Source organism: Roseibium sp. MMSF_3544, from assembly GCF_030732845.1.
Classification (GTDB): Bacteria; Pseudomonadota; Alphaproteobacteria; order Rhizobiales; family Stappiaceae; genus Roseibium.
Window position 1 is genome coordinate 38008 of record NZ_JASHKA010000006.1, and the last position, 20142, is coordinate 58149.

Below are 20142 nucleotides of genomic sequence, written 5' to 3' on the forward strand. Positions count from 1 at the left end.
GAAGAAGACACCAGGAAATCATCATGTCATCTGAGATACTTGTCATCGGTGCGTCCGGAAAAACGGGCAAGAGAGTGGTCCAGCGTCTTGAAGCGCGTGGATTGGGAGTGCGTCACGGGACCCGCCGAAGTCAGATCCCCTTTGACTGGGAGAAGCCCGAAACCTGGCAGGCGTCTCTTGCAGGAATGAGAACGGCTTATGTCGCCTATTCCCCGGATCTTGCGGTGCCCTCCGCGCACGCCGTAATTGCGGCATTCGTGGAGAAAGCGGAGCAGGCTGGTTTGCGGCGCGTTGTGCTGCTTTCTGAACGCAATGAAGCACGCGCACAAGCCTGCGAAAAGCTGGTGATTGAGTCCTCCCTGGAATGGACGATCCTGCGGCCCAGCTGGTTCATGCAAAACTTCAACGAGGGCGGCTTCCTCGATGGCGTTATGAGCGGCGAAGTGTCCGCCCCGGACTCCGGCGCCCCCGAGCCCTGGGTTGATCTCGATGATGTTGCCGACGTGGCGGTGGCCGCGCTCCTGGATGACAATCACATTGGAAAGATATACGAAATCACCGGCCCCGAACTGCTGACCTGGAGCGAAGCGGTGGACTGCATTGCCGAGGTCAGCGGGCGGGAGGTGTCCTACAGAACCGTCACGCCGCAAGAATTCGAAGGCACACTGATTGCCGAAGGCTTTCCGAAGGATGGCGCGAGTTTTGTTGCCACGCTTGTTGCCGAGATTCTCGACGGCAAGAACGCAAGCACTTCGGACGGTCTGCAACGCGCCCTTGGCCGCGAACCAAGAAGCTTTGCCCGGTTTGCAGCAGATGCGTATGCCACGGGCAGCTGGAAGTAGGTCAAATCCATCGCCGCCCGCTGAGCGAACACCGAAGCACGAGCAGATCCCCATTTTGGCGTGATTGTTCAAGAACGGGCACCTGAAGGCTCCTAGTTGCCTACCAGCAACAGCAAACCGGAGCCTGCCATGTCCTTCACGCTTAATGGTCAAACACATGACATTCCCGATGACTGGCGCGAGGAGACCTTGTTGGTCCTCTTGCGCGAGCATTTCAATCTTGTGGGCGCGAAGTTCGGCTGCGGGGTTGGCCTTTGTGGGGCATGCACGGTGATCGTCGATGGCGTTGCAACGCGGTCCTGCATCACGCTTGCACGCGACGTTGATGGTGGCACCGTCCGAACCGTCGAAGGTCTTGCCGGTGAAGACGATCTGCATCCGGTCCAACAGGCCTGGCTCGATCTATCCGTTCCGCAATGCGGATTTTGTCAGGCGGGTCAAATCATGTCCGCTGTCGCACTGCTGGAAAACCGATCGCGACCGAGCGAAGCCGAAATTGAAGAAGCGATGGACGGTAATCTCTGCCGATGCGGCACATACCCGCGCATTCGCGCCGCGATCGCCCGCCTGGTGGAGGCGAGCATATGAAGCGGAGAACGTTCTTGGCTGGCGTTGGGGGCGGGATTTTCGCGCTGATAGGCGCCGGAACACTTGTTTATTCTCAGATCCCCGTCATCCCAAAGCGCCCTGAGCCGGATGCCAAAACCGCAATCGGCTGGATCTCTTTCAATAACAACCGCTTCAGCCTGACCCTGCCGCGTGTCGAGATGGGGCAGAACATTGCGACCGGCCTCAAACAGATCGCGTGCACCGAACTCGGTGCTGACTGGGATAGGGTTGACGTGGCGTTTCACGACACCGGTATGGATCGGGTCAAGGCAACGGTCGGCAGCGAAAGCATGATGTTGTTCGCCGAACCTCTGGCGCAAGCTTGTGCGTCTCTCAGAGACGCTCTGGAAGCGGGGCGGGACAGCGGCGAGATTGCTGTCACGCCCCGGCCGGGGTCAGAGCTTCGGGCGATGAAAAAATGTGGCTACATCGGCAGGTCACCTGAAATCGTTCAGGGGCAGGACATCGTGACAGGCCGGCCGCTTTATGCAGGTGACGTCATGCGATCAGGCCAGCTGTTCGGCCGGGTCTTGAGGGCGCCAGAATCTGTCGAGCGTTCGACACGTCCGCTTTCCTGGAACGCGGATGATGCACGGACGGTTCCAGGCTTTGTTGCAATCGTGGAAGATTGCGGACCGGCGATAGGCAAGGCCCAGGGCCTAGGCATCGTTGCAGAGCGGTCGGGCGCTTTGGACGCGATTGCTGAGGCCCTTGCTGTCAGCTGGGACGTCACCGGGACGCCAGAGAATGTCGACATTCAGGAGACGATAGACATCGATGCCAACCTTGCCGCCGGTGGCCTGCCACATAGCGTGCTGGATGGTGTGCCGGAAGACGGGAAATATGACGTGGATCAGCGCCTTGATGTGCCGCTTGCCGCGCACAGTCCCATAGAGCCACGGGTTGCCGTTGCGGAGTGGCAAGGCGGGGCCCTGACGGTCTGGTCCGGGACTCAGGATGCCTTTTATGTGCGTGATGTGCTTCTGGATGCGTTTGGCGCGGATGGTGTGACCTTGCAATCCATGCGTGTCGGCGGCGGTTTTGGGGGTAAAGTCAGTGCAACGGTTGAGCTGGAAGCGGCGGCGCTGGCCCGCGGGGTGGGGGCTCCGGTCAAGGTCCAGTGGACCCGCGCCCAGGAGTTCACCTTGGGTTATCATCGCCCACCGGCCTCTCACCGGGTCAGGGCGCGCGTCTTTGACGGCAAGGTAACCGACTGGGATCACGGACAAGTCTCGTCGCACATATTCTTCACCTCTGCGGTCGCGCCAAAATGGATGCAGCGGGCGACCGATGCGCTGATCGGCGATGACGGCGTTGCCCGCGGGATGGTTCCGCCCTACGCGCTGGGCCGCGCGCGAGCGGCATATGACGTGAAGCGCCTGGCCGTGCACACGGCAGCATGGAGAGGCCTCGGTGCGGGGCCGAATGGTCTTGCCATCGAGTGCGCCATGGATGAGGCCGCGCGAGTGGCGAACGAGGATCCGCTTGAGTTTCGTTTGAAACACATTGACGACCGGCTTCTGAGAGCGGTTTTGCAGCGGGTGGCTGAGATTTCGGATTGGGAACACCCTCCCTGTTACGAAGATGGCCTTCGAAAGGGGCGCGGCATAGCGTGCGGGATCTACAAAGGCACGAGTTATGCCGCCGTCGTCGCCGACGTCGCGGTTGAAGACAACGGCGCGACCAAGGTTGAAAAGCTCTGGTGTGCCCACGACTGCGGCATGGTGGTGAATCCCGATCAGGTGCGCGCCCAATGTGAAGGCAATCTCGCCTGGAGCATCGGCATGATCTTCACCGACAATTTGCCGACCGACAAAGGCGTTGTAATGGCCCAGACTTTCATAGATGCCCCAATCCCCCGCAACAGCGATGTCCCGGACATGGTGATCGAACTTGTCGAAAGTGCGCGAGCACCGCAAGGTGCCGGGGAAACCGCGATTGTTGCCGGTCCCGCCGCCATTGCCAATGCGATCCGGGCGGCGACAGGGGTGAGAATTGAGCAGTTTCCGCTTAAACAAGGGGACCTGGCCGTTTGACTTCAGCCGACGAAGATTTTGCCTCTGCTGCGATGATGCGCCTCGTCGCGATGGGTCTTGCGAACCAGGGAATTTCTGTCCCGATGGCTGCGCCTACAGGTGCGCATGTTCGGCGCGGAACCAAGCGAGATCTTCTGGACCGCGTCTTGCAGGACCACGGCCCGAAGGCAATCCTCGCCATCTCGGACGCCGTGCCACAGATGCCGCCCGAACCCGTTGTCCTCGCGTTGCGAAAAGCGGTAAGTCTCGCAGACCTTCTCGACCGATGGGCCCGGCTGGAAACCTTCAGTCACGGACGTCATCGCGTGGACACAGTCCAGGTCAGTCCGGACAGTTTTCAACTCCATCATGTCGCCAGAGACAACGGGCCTCCGCCATCCGCGGTCGAAAGTTTGCTGGTCTTTGGGCTGATCGCACGACTTTGCGAAGACCTTGGTGCCGAGCCCGTGACACTCAAAGATGAAGGTGGCAACTTCTGGCGCCAGGACGGTGTCTGGTCGGAACATGTGCTCAATCAATCCGTTGGTCGTGCCACGCTCAGTGCACGGTTCCCGGATCGGCTGGATGGTTTCTCGAAAACCGATCATCAGGACCCCAACGTGCTGCGGCAAGCCATTGCAGAAGATCCACTCAGGCGCTGGACGTTAAAGTCGCTGGCTCAATACGCGGCAACCTCCGAACGGACTTTGCAACGGCGCATGGCCAGCCAATCGACCAGCTTTTCCAGGATCCTTTTCGAAGCCCGCCTCCAGATTGCGGCCGATCACCTGTGCGCTGAAGACGGGCCCGGACTTGCCGAAATCGGATTTCTTTCCGGCTACGCCGACCAGGCTCACTTTGCCCGGTCGTTCAAGCAAGGTGTTGGAACAACACCGAAAAAATACCGGGAAGCGTTTCAGCAGAAATCGTAAAACGACCACCCGCAGACATGGCGTTTTGGACCAACGCCCAATCGGCGGGTGCGCCCGTGGTCTCAGTTCTTTTTGCTGCTGGTCGCTTCGCCGGACGTGTCTGCACCTGCGCGTCCCTGCACGCAAGTATCAGTCTGTCTCCTTTAAAAAATCGCTGACGGTCTCTTCCCAGAGGTTTGGAACGAAGAGGGCCCAGTGGCCGTTTCCATGACCCGGGACTTTGACGACGTGAAGTCGATGGTCGGTGCCAAGCTCTTCCATTTCAGCAAGGTATGTTTTCGAATAGGCGACGCTGTAGAAAGGATCTTCTTCGCCGTAGATCGACAAGACAGGTCCGTCAAAGGCCCCAATTCGCCTGAAGAGTGTCGGATTGGTCTCCGGATCCCCCCAGTTTTCGCTGACCCAGCCACCAACAAAGTTGAGCACGCCCGAAAAGGCCTGCGGCTTATGGCCGGCCTGCAAAATGGCGACGACCCCGCCACGGGACATGCCGCCAAGCAGGGTCTTGCCATCGTCGACATCCGCGCGGCGCTTCAGTGCAGTTAACGCGGCATCGGCATCCACCAACGCTCTGTCGGCTCCGGGCAATGACACTGCAGCTTCAGGTGAATAGCCCTTTGAACGGTCTTCGGCGAAACCTTCATCGTAGAGGCCGTCAGAGCCACCTCGGCCGCGTCTTTGAGGGAAGGCGACCAGCCAGCCTTTCTCGTTCAAGATGTCGGCAAGCCAGTCCGCAGACCAAACCTGGTCAAATGCCCTGGGGTTCTTGCCGGATCCCGTGGACCCGTGATGGATCATCGCGAGCGGAAAAGGGCCCGGCCCATCCGGGCGAAAGAGGACAGTGGCAAGGCGCACGTTCCGACCGTCTTCGACCAAATCGGTTTTCAGGAATTCAACACTGCCGATCGTAAACCAGTCGCTTTTCGGAGACGCAAGAAGCTCTGCGAGGTCCTGGCGCTGCAACACCGCAAAGCCCTTGTTGCCGTCGAAGACACCGCGAATGCGACCGGACGCAGACAGCGAGTAGCGCGCGGGGAAACCGCCGTCGTCAAACTGGAGCGTGTCTCCTTCAACTTGCGCTTTCCGTCTGAACCAGCGGCCGGAATTGTGCGGGTCCCGGCCGACGGCATAGACAACGTCCGCGCGCCCGTCATCGCTGACGTTTTCGACGATAAGAATATGGTTTTTGCGCTCGTCCCACTTTCCAGTCCAGGTTCCCAGGAAAGGGCTCTTCGCCGAGGACGGTGAAACAACATTGTCCGGCAGGGGAACATCGCCAACGAACACCTTTTCCTGTGCATTGGACTGAATGACGAGCAGAAGCAGAGCTGCGCAGACCAGCAACGCGCTTCTAAGCATCCCAAAACACAGTCTCGCTTCGTGTTGTCCCATATGCGCAGCCAGATCAAGTTGGCGACAAATTTCCCAGAAATCGGTTCTTGATCTTTCTACCACAGGCTGCGTTCGCGAAGACAGATATGTGCCGGCAACGCTCCGCAGAGGAGGGCACTACGTGTTCGGAATGGCCTTTATGCTGTTTTGCGCACGCACCAGGCTTTGAACCTGGTCAGGATCTGCTGCCTTGAGTTGGCGCTCAGGCCGTCCTTCCAGAATGGCCGTCACATCATGAAGTATCATGTCACCGATCAGTTGCCGTCCTTCTGGCACGGCGGCTGCCCTGTGCGGTGACAGGATGACGTTTCGTGCCTGACGTATTGGATCGTTGGCGGAAAGTGGTTCCTCGGGGAAAACGTCCGTTGCCACGCAGATGCGCCCCTTTTGGGCCGCACGGACAAGAGCGTCGAAATCGGCGCACCAGGCCCGGCTGACCAAAACGACCAGGGCGCCGGGCCGGAGGCGCGCGATCAGGTCCGCACTCAAGAGACCGCGCGTGTCTTCCGAAGGAACTGCGGCAACCACAACCACACGGCTTTCGGAGATCAGCGTATCCAGGTCGCAAAATGTGACGCCTTCAGCGCTGTGATCGGCATAAGGATCGAACGCAAGAACCCGCGGGGCAAAAGGCGCCATCAGCCGGTGGGTTTCGCGCGAGATCTGACCATATCCCAGGAAGCCGACCGTCTGGCCGAACAACGAAAAATCACTCTCTTCGCGGTCGTCCAGCCAACGTTCGGCGCCACGCCGGAATGCTTCATGTTCAGCAACCAGACCCCGCCCACCTGCAAGGATCATCGCCAGCGTCATCTCGGCAACGGATGAACGAAAGCCGGGTGAACTTGAGAGAATTTCGACACCGCTGGCAAAGCAGGCTTCGTAGTCGAGACCGTCCCGGAAGGCACCGGACACCTCGATTGTCGCTCGTAACTTGGTGGCCGCTGTTACCTGCGTCGCCGTCAGTTCCGGTCTGGCGGCGACGTAAAAGGCAGCGTCCGGCAGCAGATCGTCGATGTTTTGGCGCGGCATCGGCCAGTTCCGGCCCCCTTTGACGTCGCAAAGGCCGCAAAGCGCATCGAAGGTCTGCGGTCGAAACAGTTCTTCCACTTTGCGGAAATGCTGATCCAGTATGAGCAAGGGTTTCATTGCTAGGCCGCGTTCCTGGTGGCTTCTGCATCAAGGGCAAACAGGTGCGCCCGGGCCGGGTCGAAGCCGAGTTCAACGGGTTGGCCCGGTTCGAACACACGATCTTCGGGAAGAGAGACAAGCAGTCGGCTGCCGTCCTTCAAGGTTATGTCCACCACGGTCTCGATCCCGAGCCGTTCGGCAATGGCAACGTTGCCCTGCAAAATGCCACCGGTGTCGACAGTGCGCAGATCCTGCGGCCTGATGCCGAGAGTCGCCCGGCCGGAAAACGGTACGCCTTCGCGCCAGGCAGGCACCGTAATTTCAGAGACCAGGTCCGAGTGTATCCGGGCACTGTCGCCCTCGCGCGAGACAATCTCGACATCCAGGAAATTCATCGATGGAGCTCCGATGAAGCCTGCAACGAACCGGTTTGCCGGGTTGTGGTAGAGATCCATGGGTGCGCCGATCTGCTGCACGTAGCCATCCTTCAGAACCACGATCTTGTCGGCGAGGGTCATCGCCTCAACCTGATCGTGGGTCACGTAGACCATGGTTGCGCCGAGCGACTTATGGAGTTTTCCGATTTCGATGCGCATGTCGAGCCGCAGAGCTGCATCAAGGTTTGAAAGCGGCTCGTCGAAGAGAAAGACTTCAGGTTTTCGGACGATCGCACGACCGATCGCCACACGCTGACGCTGCCCGCCCGAGAGTTGGCTTGGGCGGCGGTCGAGCAAGTGTTCCATCTGCAGAATACGCGCCGCCTCGGCGACCTTGGCTTCCTTTTCGGCCTTGGACGCTCCGGCGATCGTGAGGCCGAAGGCCACGTTCTCGCGCACGGTCATATGCGGAAAGATCGCATAGGACTGAAACACCATGGCGATGCCGCGCTCGGATGCCTCGATGTCGTTGACGACTCTGCCCGCAATTTCCAGCGTCCCGCCGCTGATGTCCTCCAGTCCGGCGATCATCCTGAGCAATGTCGATTTTCCGCAGCCGGATGGGCCGACAAAGACCACGAACTCACCGTCGTTGATGTCGATGTCGACGCCCTTGATCACCTCGACCGGTCCGTAACTTTTCTTGATGGCTTTCAGCAAAACGTCTGCCATTGGTTCGTTCCCCTTAAACAGTTTCGGTGAGAGACAGGCGGTGGTCCGTCGTGATGAAGACATCGGCCGGATCGGCGATGACGCCCCGGAATTCGCCTGTTTCGGGATGCTCCATGAGGAAGCCCATGAGTTTCATCGATCCACCGTCGTTCACGATCCGGGCGGCATAGCGTGCACCTACTTCGGCGCCATCCAGCATCGGGCCTGAAGCAACATGCCAAGGCCCCCTCGGATCTTCCCCGATCAGGTAATGACTTCCCGTCATGGGCGTGCCGATCAGACTTTTGGCGGCAGGTGTCCAGAAACGCGCCGCCGTGCAGAACAGGCAATACCAGCGGCCCCCGTGCTCGAAGACCTGGGGGACTTCAAGCTCCCCAAACCCGCCGGTAAAAACAGGGTCCTGCAAAGTCCACTCATAAAGATCCTTGGAGGTTGCAAACCCGATGGCACCGGCGGCCTGGCTGTCCGCGACCCGGGCATTCCTGGCGGTGAAGTACATCAGCCAACCGTCGCCTTGCGGGTCCTTGATGACCCAGGGGTCTCTGAAGGCGCGGTCGTGCCATCGGCCGTCTTCGTATTCTTCGTATCTGTCGTCCCGGTCGAGAATGAGACCCGAGCCGATACGCTGCCATGTGTGGAGGTCGTTGGAGACAGCGTGGCCCAGCTTCTGGTGCTTGCCATCGCCCTCTCTGCTGGTCCCGGTATAGAAGAGGTGCCAGGTGCCATCGTCTTCCTTGATTACCGAACCGGTCCAGACAGTGTAGTCGTCCCAGGCAGGACCTTTTGAGGGCTCGAAGCAGGTTCCGAGATAGCTCCAGTTTGTCAGGTCACGGCTCGTTGCATGTCCGTAAGAGACATGCCAGTGGCGCTGTTCGGGATCGCCGATGGACTTTGGCGCCTGCAGGAAGAAGCAGTGCCAAAGATCATCGGATCGAACGTACCAACTGTCCCAGACCCATTTGTCCTTGAGAGCCAGAACCATCAGCCCTTGACCCCCGTGGATGCGACAGAGGCGATGAACACGCGTTGCAGTGACAGGTAAAACGCCAGAACGGGTATTGTGATGATGGTGAGATAGGCCATGACCTCACCCCAAGGCACGTTGAGCTGGTCCGTGAAGTAGCCGAGCCCGACCATGACGGGCCGGATTTCTTCGGCCTGAACAACCATCAGCGGCCAAAGGTACTGGTTGTACATGAAGAGAAATTTCAGGATTGCCGCCGTGGCAATCACCGGGCCTGAAAGAGGCATGACGACACGGCGGTAGATAAACCACCAGCTCGCCCCCTCGACACGGCTGGCCTCGATCAACTCACGCGGCAGATCCTTGAAGAACTGGACGAACAGGAAGATCGACAGACCGTCGGCGATGAAAGGAATGATCTGAACCCGGTAGGTATTCAGCCAGCCGATCTCGATTCCTTCCGTGCCGATCCAGGGCAGTTGCGATGCCATCAAAAGCAACGGGATGAAAATGGTCTCGTAGGGAATGATCAGTGTTGCCAACAGGATGGAGAACACCACTCCGCGTCCGGTCCAATCGAGAAAGACGAAGGCAAATCCCGCAAGCGAGCAGACCAGGATTGTCAGGACGACAGTGATCCCCGTTACCAGCACCGAGTTGAAGACAAAGACGCCAATCGGCGCACGTTCAAAGGCGGCGAAGTAGTTGTTGAACGAAATATCGCCGACCGGGAGAAACGCCCTCAGACTATCGGTGTCGCTCAACAATTGCTGATCAGGTTTCAGGGACGACATCGCCATGAAGAGAAGCGGAAAGACAAAGATGATCGCGACCAGGAGGAGCACGGCATAGCGCGTGGCCAGCCTCAGACCGCGATTGTCAGCAGAAACGGCAGCCATCATTTTTTCTCCCGCGTGAGCCAGCGTTGCAGAAGCGAAACGCTGAGAACGATGATGAACAGGATGACCGAAATCGTGGAGCCGCCCGAGATATCCTGCTTGCCGTAACCACGCTCAAAGGCCTGGAAGACAAGAACCTGGGTGCTGTCGAGCGGGCCGCCCTGGGTCATCACCTCGATCTGGGCGAAAAGGGCAAATGCCTGCATGGTGATGACGATCAGGATAAGGATCGCCGTGTTGCGCAATCCGGGCCAGGTCACATATCGGAAGGTCTGCCATTTTGACGACCCTTCGATCTGCGCGGCCTCGTAAAGGGTTGGTGAGATCGTCTGCAACCCGGACAGCCAGATGACCATGTGGAAGCCGACACCCTGCCAGATGGACATCGCAATGATGGAACCGAGTGCCGTCGACGGGTTGCCGAGCCAGTCCTGGGGGGTGAATGCGCCGAATGTCAGCGCAGACAGGAGATTGTTCAGCAAGCCGTCGCCCGGTGAATAGATGAAACGCCAGAGCAGCGAAACAACCACGATCGAAACGACGACGGGCATGAAATAGACCGCGCGGAACAGGCTGATCCCGCGGAGTTTCTGGTTGATCAGCAGTGCCAGAATGAGGGCAAGGCCAGCCTGGACAGGTGCCACGACGACGACGAATGTAATCGTGTTGACCAGCGCCTTCATGAAGACGACGTCGGAGGCAAGGACAACTTTCCGGTTTTCACCTGACTGCCAGCTGAACCATTCCCGCTTACCCTGAAGGTTCGGGTAGTCGGGATTGTTGCGGGTAAAGTTTCTGAGGCGCGGATACTTGATGTCCCCATCCGCACTGCGCACAACCGCGCCCGCGTCGTCCCGCTCCGGCTCAAGCGTGAAATAAGCGAGGCCCAGCAAGTCCCGATAATTCTCGAAACCGACATATTTCGTCGGGTTTGGCGAGGCAAGACGCTGGTTTGTCAGCGAAAACGTGAACGCCAGGAAGAACGGGAGGATGATGAAGGCGGCAATAAGGGCAATACCGGGGGATGCCATCAGCCAGCCGGCGCGGTTCGACCGCGTCAGTTTCGACGCCATGAGGCAGTCTCCTTACACTGGAAGAACCGCCCGGCTTTCGCCGGACGGCCCAGGGAGGATCGGTTTAGTGGCCGTAACCGCCGTTGTTTTCGATGTCTTCGTTGATTTCGTCCGCGGCCGCGTCGAGCGTATCGGCGACGTCAGCGCCGTTCGCGATATCGGCCAGCGCCTTTTCAAACACCTTTGCCTGGACGATGTATCCTGGTGTTACCGGGCGCAGGAGTGCCTGTTCCTTCGAGAGGCCGTAGAACACTTCCAATGGTCCGCCGGGCTTGTAGTTTTCGGTCGCTTCGGCCGCGCTGGCCGTAACCGGTATCAGGCCCGTGCCGTCGGAGAAGGCGGCAAACCATTTGTCCTGCAGTGCAAATTCGATGAAGGCGCGGGCACCTTCTGGATGCTCGGAGGTTCCGGAGATGCCGAATTGCCAGGACGCGGCACCGATCTTTGAACCGTTGCCGAAATCAGGCGCCGGCAGGAACAAGACATCGTCGCCGAACGCTTCGACAACCGGCAAGGCGGCCCAGTTGCCGTTCCAGGACATTGCATATTTGCCTTCAAGCAGTCCGGTTTCGCGGTCAGCAGAATCCTGACTGGTGCCGGGCACATACCCATTTGTGAAGAGAGACTGCCACCATTCGCCAAAGGCGAGTGCCTCGTCGCCATTCAAAATGCCTTCAGCGCTCTGATAGCTATCCCGGTCCACGATGTCGCCGCCGAAGCTCTGCAGGAAGGGCGAAAACGCGTAAGGATACCATTCGCCCTTCCAGGCCATGCCCAGATCGAGCGGGTACTCGAAGTCGCCGGATGCCTTGATCGTTTCCAGGGCGCTGTTGAATTCGTCCAGCGTCCAGGGTGTTTCAAGCGTCGGTATTCTGATGCCGTATTTTTCAAGGGTCGAGCGCCGTGTCGTCAGCGCGACCGCTGCGTCCCACAGGCCGACCGAATAGACTTCGCCGTTCCAGCGGCCGATCGGTCCCGGCAAATAGCCTTCTAGGGTGCTTTCGTCGATGCCAAGAGGCTGCATGTAGTTCGCCCAGGCCCAGTTCGGCATGACCGGCCCGTCCACGTCCAGAATGTCTGGCAGTTTTCCGGCGAGCGCAGCGGCTCCGACAGCGTCGTTGTAGGCAAGCTGGGGAAACGTTTCGATGACCACTGTCCAGTCGGACTGGCTGGCATTGAATTCCTCGACGAGCTGGTTGACCAGCGCCTCTTCTGCATTGGCGCTTCCGGCGCCGTGGTACCAAAGGCTCAGTTCTGTCTGGGCCAGGGCGGAGCCCGTCAGGCTTCCCGCGATCAATGCGCTCAGGATCAGCGTTTTATTCATTTCTCGTTCCTCCCATTCAGGTTGATTACGTTACCCTGCATCTGGCCCGGCCGGACTAGCGAACCGCGGCGCTGAACCTGCCCGCTGATGCGGATAGGCGCACCGGGCAAGGGCTTGGCCGGGTCGGACAAAAGGTCCAAAAGCAGTTGGGCGGCGCGCGCTCCCATCGCGCTGTAAGGCAACTCCGCCGTGGTCAATGCAGGGAAAAGCGTTTCAGATATCAGGCGGTGGTCGTCGTATCCGACGACGGAGACTTCTTCCGGCACCGCGATGCCGCGCTTGCGCAGAATTCCGTAAACGGCCATGGCAAGGCGGTCGTTGCCGCAACAGATTGCTGTGGGGGGATTGTCGAGTGCAAAAAACTTTTCAATCGCATCCCAGATCAGCTGGTGCTCTCCCGGCGAGCCAAACAGGTCGGTCGCCATCACCAGCTCCGGATCATGCTCAATTCCGGCTTCTTCAAGCGCTGCCCGGAATCCGGCGAGCCTCAGTTTTGTCGCAACCATTCCCGGCGCGAGGGTCAGATAGGCGATCCGGCGATGGCCGGCGGCAACAACTTCGCGCGTCAGCTCATACTGACCGCCTTCATCGTCGGGAACGACGGCAGGCGTGCCGCTGTCGTCGAAGCAATTGATTAGCACTTTTTGGATGTTCTCGCCGGGTAGCGCAAAATCCAGCGGTTTATGGAAGTCGGCAACATACAAGATGCCTTCCACGCGATGCTCCTGAAAGGTTCTGATGAGGGCAGGGACACGGTCCGCTCTGCCACCGGTATCTGAAATTAGCAGCGTCTTGCCGGAGGTCTCTATGATGGCCTGCGCCCCTTGAACAATGAAAAGTTCCGGCAGACCGGCGGGCGATACAGCTTCGTCGGCGTTGCTGATGGCGCCGGTGACGAGACCGATGAGCCCGGACTTTGAGGATTTCATCGACCGGGCGGCATGGGAGGGAACATATCCGAGCGCATTCATGGCGGCCGTAACCGCTTCACGTGTCTTCTGGGACACGGGAGCATCCTGGTTCAGGACGCGGCTTACCGTTTTCGGTGACACGCCTGCCTTTTTTGCAACGTCATAAATGGTAGCCACTGGTTGCCCTCTGATTTTCTTATGACATCGATGTCATGACACCGGTGTCATAGTCAAGCAAATATTTCCCTTCAGGCGACTTCTGTTGGCTTCAACTTGTTGCTTTTCGCAGCTTGAAGGAGAGATTTATGCCTATTTTTCAGTGCATTAGGCAGTGCCTTGTATGAGGTGGGCGCAAACGGAGTTAGTGCGTCTCGGGACGACGCGGCCGCGATGGAGGCGTACCGATCAATTCGAGCACCGGAGTGTGCCAACCGAGGCGAATCCAGAGTCCGCGACGGAAAAATCTCAGGCAATTCGCGTACGATCCGAATATGGCTGAAATTGATTCATTTAATTCCGCTCTTTTTTGAATTGGTTTTGACGGTTTCTTCGATGACACTCCGCTGAAGAGAGTGATTGCGGAAAGGCATCGATGCGCCGGTCAAGACTGAAACGCAAGGCAAGCGGTGCGGAACCAACACCACTGCAGCCGCCAATTGGCGGGCGCTTCGCCCCGCTGACAGACGAAAAGCTGAGGGACATTACCAACTCGGCGTTCGCAATCCTGGAGCAGATCGGTGTCGGCGGTGCGCCCTCCGATATTCGGTCGCTGGCTCTTGACAACGGCGCCAATGAACGCAGCGACGGAAGGATCACCTTTTCAAGGCCGCTCGTTGAGGACATGATCGCGCGCGCATGCAAACGCGTCGAACTGCCCGGCTTCGTGCAGGAGCGCGGGATAGAAGTCGGCGGCGGCCGCGTTCACATCGGCACAGGCGGGGCAGCAGTCCAGGTTCTTGAGGCGGCGACGCAGACCTTCCGCGACAGCACGCTTGAAGATCTTTATTCCCTGATGCGTGTCGTCGATGCATGCGACAACATTCACTATTCGCTGCGCCCCGTTGTCGCCCGGGACATGACCGACCCGTTCGTGCTGGACATCAACACGGCCTTTGCCGGGCTGAAGGCAACCTCCAAGCCCATCGGAACAAGCTTCTTTGAACCGGCCAATGTTGCACCGGTGGTCGGCATGCTGGATGCGGCACTCGGAGAAACATCCTTTGCCGCGCAGCCCTTCTGCTTTGCCTCTGTCTGCCACGTGGTGCCGCCGCTGACGCTCGCAGAAGAGGCTTGCGAGGTGATGCAGGAATGTGTCCGGCTGGGAATGCCCTTGCAGATCTGTTCGGCGGCACAGGCCGGGGCGACAAGCCCGGCTGCCCTTGCAGGTGCACTGGCACAAGGGCTTGCCGAATCTCTTGCAGGGCTGGTGCTGGTCAACATGATGAAACCGGGCTTCCCCTGCATTCTTGCGTTTCTGGCATTTATCTCCGACTTGCGGACAGGGGCAATGACAGGCGGCTCCGGGGAGGCGGCTGTGGCCAATGCGGCAGCGGCTCAGCTGCTGTTGAACCTCGGCATTCCTTCCACGGTCTCCGCCGGCATGACCGATGCCAAGACCGCGGACGCGCAGTCGGGCTACGAAAAAGGCTACACGATTGCGCTGTCTGCACAGGCAGGCGCGGACATGATCAACCTCAGCGTCGGCATGCTCGGCTCGATCATGGTCGCCAGCAAGGAAGCGCTTGTCATCGACAATGACATGTGCGGCGCCATCATGCGCACGGTGCGCGGGGTCGAACTGTTCGACGGGTCGATTGACCTGGATATGATTGAACAGGTGGTGACGGGCGAAGGGCACTTCCTTGGAACCGCTCAGACCCTGGATCTCATGACCAAGGAATATCTTTATCCAAGCCTCGGCGACCGGCAGAGCGTCAGCGACTGGCTGGAGGCGGGAGCCCTGACGGTCTGGGACAAGGCGATCGCCCGGGTTTCGGAGATCGAGGCGCTGCCGGTGCCGACGCATTTGCCTGCGGACATCGAGGCCGTCTTGCGCGAGCGTCTTCCCATTCACCTTTCAGAAGGGCTCTAGCCGATGAAGAGCCACGCGCAGGTTGTCATTATCGGGGGCGGCGCCGTCGGCGTTTCAATCCTCTACCATCTGGCGAAAGCCGGGGTGACAGACACCCTGTTAATCGAGAAGAACGAACTCACCAGCGGGTCCACGTGGCACGCGGCCGGTAACATTCCAACCTATGCCAATAGTTGGGGCGGCATGCGGGCCGGGAACTATGCCTGGCGCCTTTACAAGGATCTCGGTGCCGAGGTCGACTATCCGATCACCTACCGCCATACAGGAGCCTTCTGGCCCGCCCATACGCCCGAGCGCATGGATTTTTTCCGGCACCTGGTCGGTATCTCCAAGGGGCTCGGCTATGATCTCGCGATGCTGTCGCCCACCGAGATGGATGCCATGCATCCCTATTTCAGGTCTGGCGAAAGCGTCCTTGGCGGCATCTATGACCCTTATGAAGGCGACGTCGATCCGAGCCAGTTGACGCAGGCACTTGCCAAGGGCGCGCGTGATCTCGGAGCGGTAATCGCGCGTTTCACGCAAGTCACCGGCATCACCCGCCAGCTTGGTGGCGCGTGGCTTGTTGCAACCGACAAGGGCGATGTGGTTTGTGAAACCGTCGTCAACGCCAGTGGCTACTATGGCCGGGTGGTTGGTGAAATGGTCGGGCAAAGCCTGCCGGTGGTGACACTCGAGCACCAGTACCTTGTGACGGAAAGCCTGCCGGAGCTGGAGGCGGACCCCAAGAATTTCCCGCTCGTGCGTGACCCGGACATCATGTACTACCTCCGCCGCGAACGGAACGGCCTCCTGCTCGGATCCTACGGCCACGAGGGGCGTCCGGCCTGGCTGGATGGCACGCCGGACTGTTTCGCCAATCAATTGTTCCCGGACAGCGTCGATGACATCGCCGAAGTGCTTGAGGCGGCGCTCAGCCATGTGCCGATCCTGGGCGAGGCCGGCGTCAGCCGGTTTATCAACGGACCCATTCCCTACAGTCCGGACGGAGCGCCGTTGTGCGGGCCGGCCTTCGGGCTGCCGAACTTTTATCATGCCTGCTGTTTTCCAGTTGGCATCACCCATTCGGCTGTAGCGGGCAAGACCCTGACGGAATGGATCACAGAGGGTGAGCCGGAATGGGATATGTCCATGTGGGATCCGCGCCGCTTCGGTGACTGGGCAACCTTCGACTACACCTCGAAGCGCGCCAGCGAGCTCTATGAGCACCAATATGCGATCCCGTATCCGCACCGGATCTGGAAATCGGCACGACCGGTCCAGCGAACACCGCTCTATGAGACCCTGAAGAACCAGGGCGCCGTTTTCGGTCAGGTCGCGGGTTGGGAGCGTGCGTTCTGGTTCGAGACAGATGCAGCCAAAGACAACGGCGAACTCTCCTTCCATCACGAGGCCTGGCACGAGGCGGTTCGTGCGGAAAGCGAAGGTATTCGCGATCGGGCCGGCGTCATGGACCATGGAGGTTTCACCCGCTACGAGGTGGAAGGACCAGGCGCCACCGGATTCCTGGATCATGTGTTTTGCGGTGCGATGCCGGCCGTTGGACGCGTCAAGCTGAGCTACATGCTGACACCAAAAGGCAAGGTCTGGTCCGAAGCGACGATCGCGCGGCTGGCGGAGAACAGGTACCTCCTGTGTGGACCTACGCTTGCCGACCAGCGTGATCATGACTGGATGGTCCAATTCCTTCCGGAAGCAGGGGTGACATTGCAACGCGGGTCGGCTTTCGATGCAGCGCTGATGGTCATGGGCCCGAAATCGCGCGAGATTCTGCAGCCCTTGACCGATGCTGATCTTTCAAAGCACGAAGCGCCGTGGATGTCGGTGCGCGAAATCACGATCGCCGGTGCGAATGTGATTGCCCTTCGGATTTCCTATGTCGGCGAACTCGGCTGGGAGCTTCACATGCGCAGTGAAGATCTTGAGACGGTTTACGGCGCGATCATGCGCGAAGGAGCAACTGACGAGATTGTCCAGTTTGGCTCCTACGCCCTCAACGCATTGCGGCTTGAAAAGGGCTACCACGGCTGGGGTGCCGATTTCGGTGTTGAGTATACGGCCTTCGACGCCGGGCTCGACCGGTTCGTCAGCAAGAAGAAAGACAGGTTCGTCGGGCGTGAAGCGTTTTATGAACAAGCCAAACAGCCCAAGGACTATCATTTCACCGGCTTTGTTCTGGACGGCTACGGGCCCGATCCGCTGTCATCCGATCTGATTTTGCGGGACGGCAAACCGGTCGGATATGTGAGTTCCGGCGGGACCGGCTTTCGCATCTGCAAACGCATTGCGCTTGGCTACCTGACGGTCGCGGCCGTGCCTGGTGACGTTTTTGACATCGAAATTCTGGGAAACCCTGAGCGCGCAACGGTGACCGAATTGCCTTTTTATGATCCTGAAAACAGCCGCCTGAAGAGCTAACCCAGAATGACGAAGCCTCTTCCATCGGACGTCCAGGTTGCCGTTGTCGGCGGAGGGATCGTCGGCTGTGCGACAGCTTATCATCTGGCGAGAGCGGGCTGGTCCGTTGCGCTCTTTGAACGCAAGAAACTGACCAGTGGCACGACCTGGCATGCGGCCGGTCTTGTAAGCGAGGCCCAGGCCGTTCCGGTCATGAGTGCGCTTGCCAGATATGGTCTCGATCTCATGGAGCGCCTTGAGAGCGAGACGGGTCAGAACACCGGCTTTAAACGTAACGGTTCGATCACGCTCGCCCTGACCGAGGCGCGCACCGAAGAATTGCGACGCAAGGTTGACTACGCGCATGGCTGCGGTATCCGGGCGGCTGAAATTGCCATTTCAGAGGCCGTGGAAAGATGGCCGTTGTTGTCGGCGCATGGCGCGGAGAGCGCGTTCTGGTTTCCCGGAGATGGTTACACCAATCCGATCGACACGACGATGGCGCTTGCCAAAGGGGCAAGAGCCGGCGGGGCACTGATATTTGAAGATTGCAAGGTCGACAGGATCGTTGTGGAACGAGGCAAGGTTGCCGGTGTCGAGACGGAACGGGGGCTGGTGCGCGCCGAACATGTTGTCAACGCAACCGGAATGTGGGCACGGGACTTTGGTCTGTCGCATGGCGTTCATGTGCCGCTGAACAGCACCAACCATTATTATGTCGTCACGGATCCGATCGAGGGTGTTTCCGGTGATCTGCCGGTCCTCAGGGTCATGGACGAGTACGCTTATTACAAGGAAGACGCCGGCAAGCTGTTGATTGGTTGCTCCGAACCGAACGCAACGCCCTGGTTGCCTGAAGGCGGAATTCCCGACCGGTTCGAGTTTGACGAACTGCCCTGCGACGAGGAGCATCTTTATCCGGTTCTGGAAGCCGCAATGGAACGGGTTCCTTCACTTGCAAACTCCGGGATCAGGAAATTCTTCAATGGTCCGGAAAGCTTCACACCCGACGCCAAACACTATCTCGGGCCGTTTGCTGAGGTAAAAGGTCTTTGGGTCGCAGCCGGGTTCAATTCCACCGGCATTCAAAACGGGCCAGGCGCCGGTAAGGCACTGGCCGAGTGGATCATGGCAGGTCACATGACCATGGACCTGACCGACGTCGACAGCCGCCGGATAGTGCCGGGCCTGAACGCGGCGCGTTACACTGCGGTCAAGGCGGCCGAAACGCTGTCCCACGCCTACGCCATGCATTGGCCATACCTGCGCAAGGAACAGGCGCGCGGTTTGCGCCGGACGCCCTATTTTGCGCATCTGAAAGCGGCTGGCGCGCAATTCGGCAGTGCAAACGGTTGGGAAAGGCCGCTTGTTTACGGTGCCGAATTCACCGACGGGTTTGGCCGTCAGCCGTGGTTCGATGCATGGCGCGGTGAACATGAGGCGCTGCGAACCGATCTTGGCATGATCGACCTGACCTTCGGACGGTTTCTGGTCGAGGGCGCTGATGCAGAACGACAGATGCAGCGCCTGTGCGGAGCGGATATGACATCACCACCCGGTTCGCTGCTCTATACGCACATGTTCAACCATCAAGGCGGGATCGAAGCCGATGTAACAGTCGCGCGCCTTGCAGCGAACCAGTATCTGGTCATGGCGTCTGCGGGAGCTGAACCTCAGACAGGATACTGGTTGAAGACCTCTTTGCGCGAGACCGGTGTCAGTGTCGCCAACATCACGTCCTCGGAAGCAACGCTCGCCGTTATGGGGCCGCGCTCACGAGACTTCCTTCAGAAACTGACAGATACGGACCTTGCCGGCGACGCGTTTCCGTTTGCCACGTGGCAGAACATTTATGTGGGTCATGCGCCCGTTCGCGCACAGCGGATAACCTATGTCGGGGAACTTGGCTGGGAGTTGCATGTTCCCTCCGAATTTGCACAGCACGCCTTTGAGACGCTGGCCGTTTCACCTGAAGCCCCGAGGCTGTGTGGCGGCATGGCGGTCGACTCCTGCAGGATCGAAAAAGGCTTTCGGCATTGGGGACACGATGTTGGTCCCTCTGACAGTCCGGTAGATGCCGGGCTGACCTTTGCCTGCAATTTTCAAACGGATTTTGTTGGCAAGGAAGCGATCCTGGAGAGGCGAGAAGCTGGCCCGGACACCCGGCTGTTGTTGTTCCGGCTTGCTGACCCGAACGCGCTGGTCTTCGGCAAGGAACCGATCCTGAGAGATGGTGAAATCGTTGGCCGCCTGACGTCCGCAAGCTACGGCTGGTCAACAGGCACCGCGATAGGCATGGGCTACGTGACCTGGCCCGAGGGTGTTTCGCTGAAGCAACTGGCAGACGCTGAATATCAAGTCACGGTGGCGGGACGCCCGGTCGAAGCATTCGCAAGTGTGCGCGGACTTTATGATCCGTCCAACTCCAGAATGCGCGACTGAGACCCAGTAC

At 59.3% G+C, this 20142-nt stretch carries 15 protein-coding genes; 7 read left to right on the forward strand and 8 right to left on the reverse strand.

Annotated features, from left to right (window positions below):
- Window positions 1-23: 23 nt before the first annotated feature.
- The 4 genes from RBB47_RS10360 to RBB47_RS10375 all read left to right on the forward strand — a co-directional run bounded on the left by RBB47_RS10360 (window position 24) and on the right by RBB47_RS10375 (window position 4398).
- The gene (locus RBB47_RS10360) at window positions 24-842 is read left to right on the forward strand and encodes an NAD(P)H-binding protein (RefSeq protein WP_305985714.1); all 819 of its coding nucleotides are present in this window, start codon (window positions 24-26) and stop codon (window positions 840-842) included.
- 129 nt (window positions 843-971) lie between these two features.
- Entirely contained in the window at window positions 972-1430 is a 459-nt protein-coding gene (locus tag RBB47_RS10365; protein ID WP_305985715.1) for a (2Fe-2S)-binding protein, read from the forward strand.
- Complete coding sequence (locus RBB47_RS10370) at window positions 1427-3487, forward strand: molybdopterin cofactor-binding domain-containing protein (RefSeq protein ID WP_305985716.1); 2061 nt, start codon at window positions 1427-1429, stop codon at window positions 3485-3487. Before RBB47_RS10365 ends, RBB47_RS10370 begins: the two co-directional genes overlap by 4 nt.
- Complete coding sequence (locus tag RBB47_RS10375) at window positions 3484-4398, forward strand: AraC family transcriptional regulator (protein WP_305985717.1); 915 nt, start codon at window positions 3484-3486, stop codon at window positions 4396-4398. The genes RBB47_RS10370 and RBB47_RS10375 overlap by 4 nt, the downstream gene beginning before the upstream one ends.
- 129 nt (window positions 4399-4527) lie before the next feature.
- On the opposite strand, the gene RBB47_RS10380 is transcribed toward RBB47_RS10375, so the two are convergent.
- From RBB47_RS10380 to RBB47_RS10415, 8 genes are all read right to left on the reverse strand, one after another.
- Window positions 4528-5757, reverse strand: a complete 1230-nt coding sequence (locus tag RBB47_RS10380) for a S9 family peptidase (RefSeq protein ID WP_305985718.1) — start codon at window positions 5755-5757, stop codon at window positions 4528-4530.
- Between the two features lie 150 nt (window positions 5758-5907).
- Window positions 5908-6939: an NAD(P)-dependent oxidoreductase gene (locus RBB47_RS10385; protein WP_305985719.1), complete on the reverse strand. Its 1032-nt coding sequence runs from the start codon at window positions 6937-6939 to the stop codon at window positions 5908-5910.
- Between the two features lie 2 nt (window positions 6940-6941).
- Window positions 6942-8030, reverse strand: a complete 1089-nt coding sequence (locus RBB47_RS10390; RefSeq protein WP_305985720.1) for an ABC transporter ATP-binding protein — start codon at window positions 8028-8030, stop codon at window positions 6942-6944.
- 13 nt (window positions 8031-8043) lie between these two features.
- On the reverse strand, window positions 8044-9012 hold the full coding sequence (locus tag RBB47_RS10395; protein WP_305985721.1) for a hypothetical protein: 969 nt from the start codon (window positions 9010-9012) through the stop codon (window positions 8044-8046).
- Entirely contained in the window at window positions 9012-9896 is an 885-nt protein-coding gene (locus RBB47_RS10400; RefSeq protein WP_305985722.1) for a carbohydrate ABC transporter permease, read from the reverse strand. The genes RBB47_RS10395 and RBB47_RS10400 overlap by 1 nt, the downstream gene beginning before the upstream one ends.
- On the reverse strand, window positions 9893-10966 hold the full coding sequence (locus tag RBB47_RS10405) for a carbohydrate ABC transporter permease (protein ID WP_305985723.1): 1074 nt from the start codon (window positions 10964-10966) through the stop codon (window positions 9893-9895). Before RBB47_RS10405 ends, RBB47_RS10400 begins: the two co-directional genes overlap by 4 nt.
- A 64-nt stretch (window positions 10967-11030) precedes the next feature.
- Window positions 11031-12290 (reverse strand): extracellular solute-binding protein, encoded by a 1260-nt coding sequence (locus RBB47_RS10410; protein WP_305985724.1) that lies wholly within the window; start codon window positions 12288-12290, stop codon window positions 11031-11033.
- Window positions 12287-13378: a LacI family DNA-binding transcriptional regulator gene (locus RBB47_RS10415; protein WP_305985725.1), complete on the reverse strand. Its 1092-nt coding sequence runs from the start codon at window positions 13376-13378 to the stop codon at window positions 12287-12289. The genes RBB47_RS10410 and RBB47_RS10415 overlap by 4 nt, the downstream gene beginning before the upstream one ends.
- A gap of 415 nt (window positions 13379-13793) precedes the next feature.
- Here RBB47_RS10415 and RBB47_RS10420 point away from each other — a divergent pair, with 415 nt between their 5' ends.
- Genes RBB47_RS10420 through RBB47_RS10430 form a run of 3 tightly spaced genes read left to right on the forward strand, consistent with a single transcriptional unit; the run spans window position 13794 to window position 20132 of the window.
- Window positions 13794-15293, forward strand: coding sequence for a trimethylamine methyltransferase family protein (locus RBB47_RS10420; protein ID WP_305985726.1), 1500 nt, complete (start codon window positions 13794-13796; stop codon window positions 15291-15293).
- 3 nt (window positions 15294-15296) lie between these two features.
- Complete coding sequence (locus RBB47_RS10425; protein WP_305985727.1) at window positions 15297-17711, forward strand: FAD-dependent oxidoreductase; 2415 nt, start codon at window positions 15297-15299, stop codon at window positions 17709-17711.
- Window positions 17712-17717: 6 nt separating this feature from the next.
- Entirely contained in the window at window positions 17718-20132 is a 2415-nt protein-coding gene (locus tag RBB47_RS10430) for an FAD-dependent oxidoreductase (protein ID WP_305985728.1), read from the forward strand.
- Window positions 20133-20142 lie beyond the last annotated feature (10 nt).

What these genes read in the sequence shown, in the direction of transcription:
- RBB47_RS10360 (WP_305985714.1), top strand. Translation starts at nt 24, where the DNA reads ATGTCATCTGAGATACTTGTCATCGGTGCGTCCGGAAAAACGGGCAAG.
- RBB47_RS10365 (WP_305985715.1), top strand. Translation starts at nt 972, where the DNA reads ATGTCCTTCACGCTTAATGGTCAAACACATGACATTCCCGATGACTGG.
- RBB47_RS10370 (WP_305985716.1), top strand. Translation starts at nt 1,427, where the DNA reads ATGAAGCGGAGAACGTTCTTGGCTGGCGTTGGGGGCGGGATTTTCGCG.
- RBB47_RS10380 (WP_305985718.1), bottom strand. Translation starts at nt 5,757, where the DNA reads ATGCTTAGAAGCGCGTTGCTGGTCTGCGCAGCTCTGCTTCTGCTCGTC.
- RBB47_RS10385 (WP_305985719.1), bottom strand. Translation starts at nt 6,939, where the DNA reads ATGAAACCCTTGCTCATACTGGATCAGCATTTCCGCAAAGTGGAAGAA.
- RBB47_RS10390 (WP_305985720.1), bottom strand. Translation starts at nt 8,030, where the DNA reads ATGGCAGACGTTTTGCTGAAAGCCATCAAGAAAAGTTACGGACCGGTC.
- RBB47_RS10395 (WP_305985721.1), bottom strand. Translation starts at nt 9,012, where the DNA reads ATGGTTCTGGCTCTCAAGGACAAATGGGTCTGGGACAGTTGGTACGTT.
- RBB47_RS10400 (WP_305985722.1), bottom strand. Translation starts at nt 9,896, where the DNA reads ATGATGGCTGCCGTTTCTGCTGACAATCGCGGTCTGAGGCTGGCCACG.
- RBB47_RS10405 (WP_305985723.1), bottom strand. Translation starts at nt 10,966, where the DNA reads ATGGCGTCGAAACTGACGCGGTCGAACCGCGCCGGCTGGCTGATGGCA.
- RBB47_RS10410 (WP_305985724.1), bottom strand. Translation starts at nt 12,290, where the DNA reads ATGAATAAAACGCTGATCCTGAGCGCATTGATCGCGGGAAGCCTGACG.
- RBB47_RS10420 (WP_305985726.1), top strand. Translation starts at nt 13,794, where the DNA reads ATGCGCCGGTCAAGACTGAAACGCAAGGCAAGCGGTGCGGAACCAACA.
- RBB47_RS10425 (WP_305985727.1), top strand. Translation starts at nt 15,297, where the DNA reads ATGAAGAGCCACGCGCAGGTTGTCATTATCGGGGGCGGCGCCGTCGGC.
- RBB47_RS10430 (WP_305985728.1), top strand. Translation starts at nt 17,718, where the DNA reads ATGACGAAGCCTCTTCCATCGGACGTCCAGGTTGCCGTTGTCGGCGGA.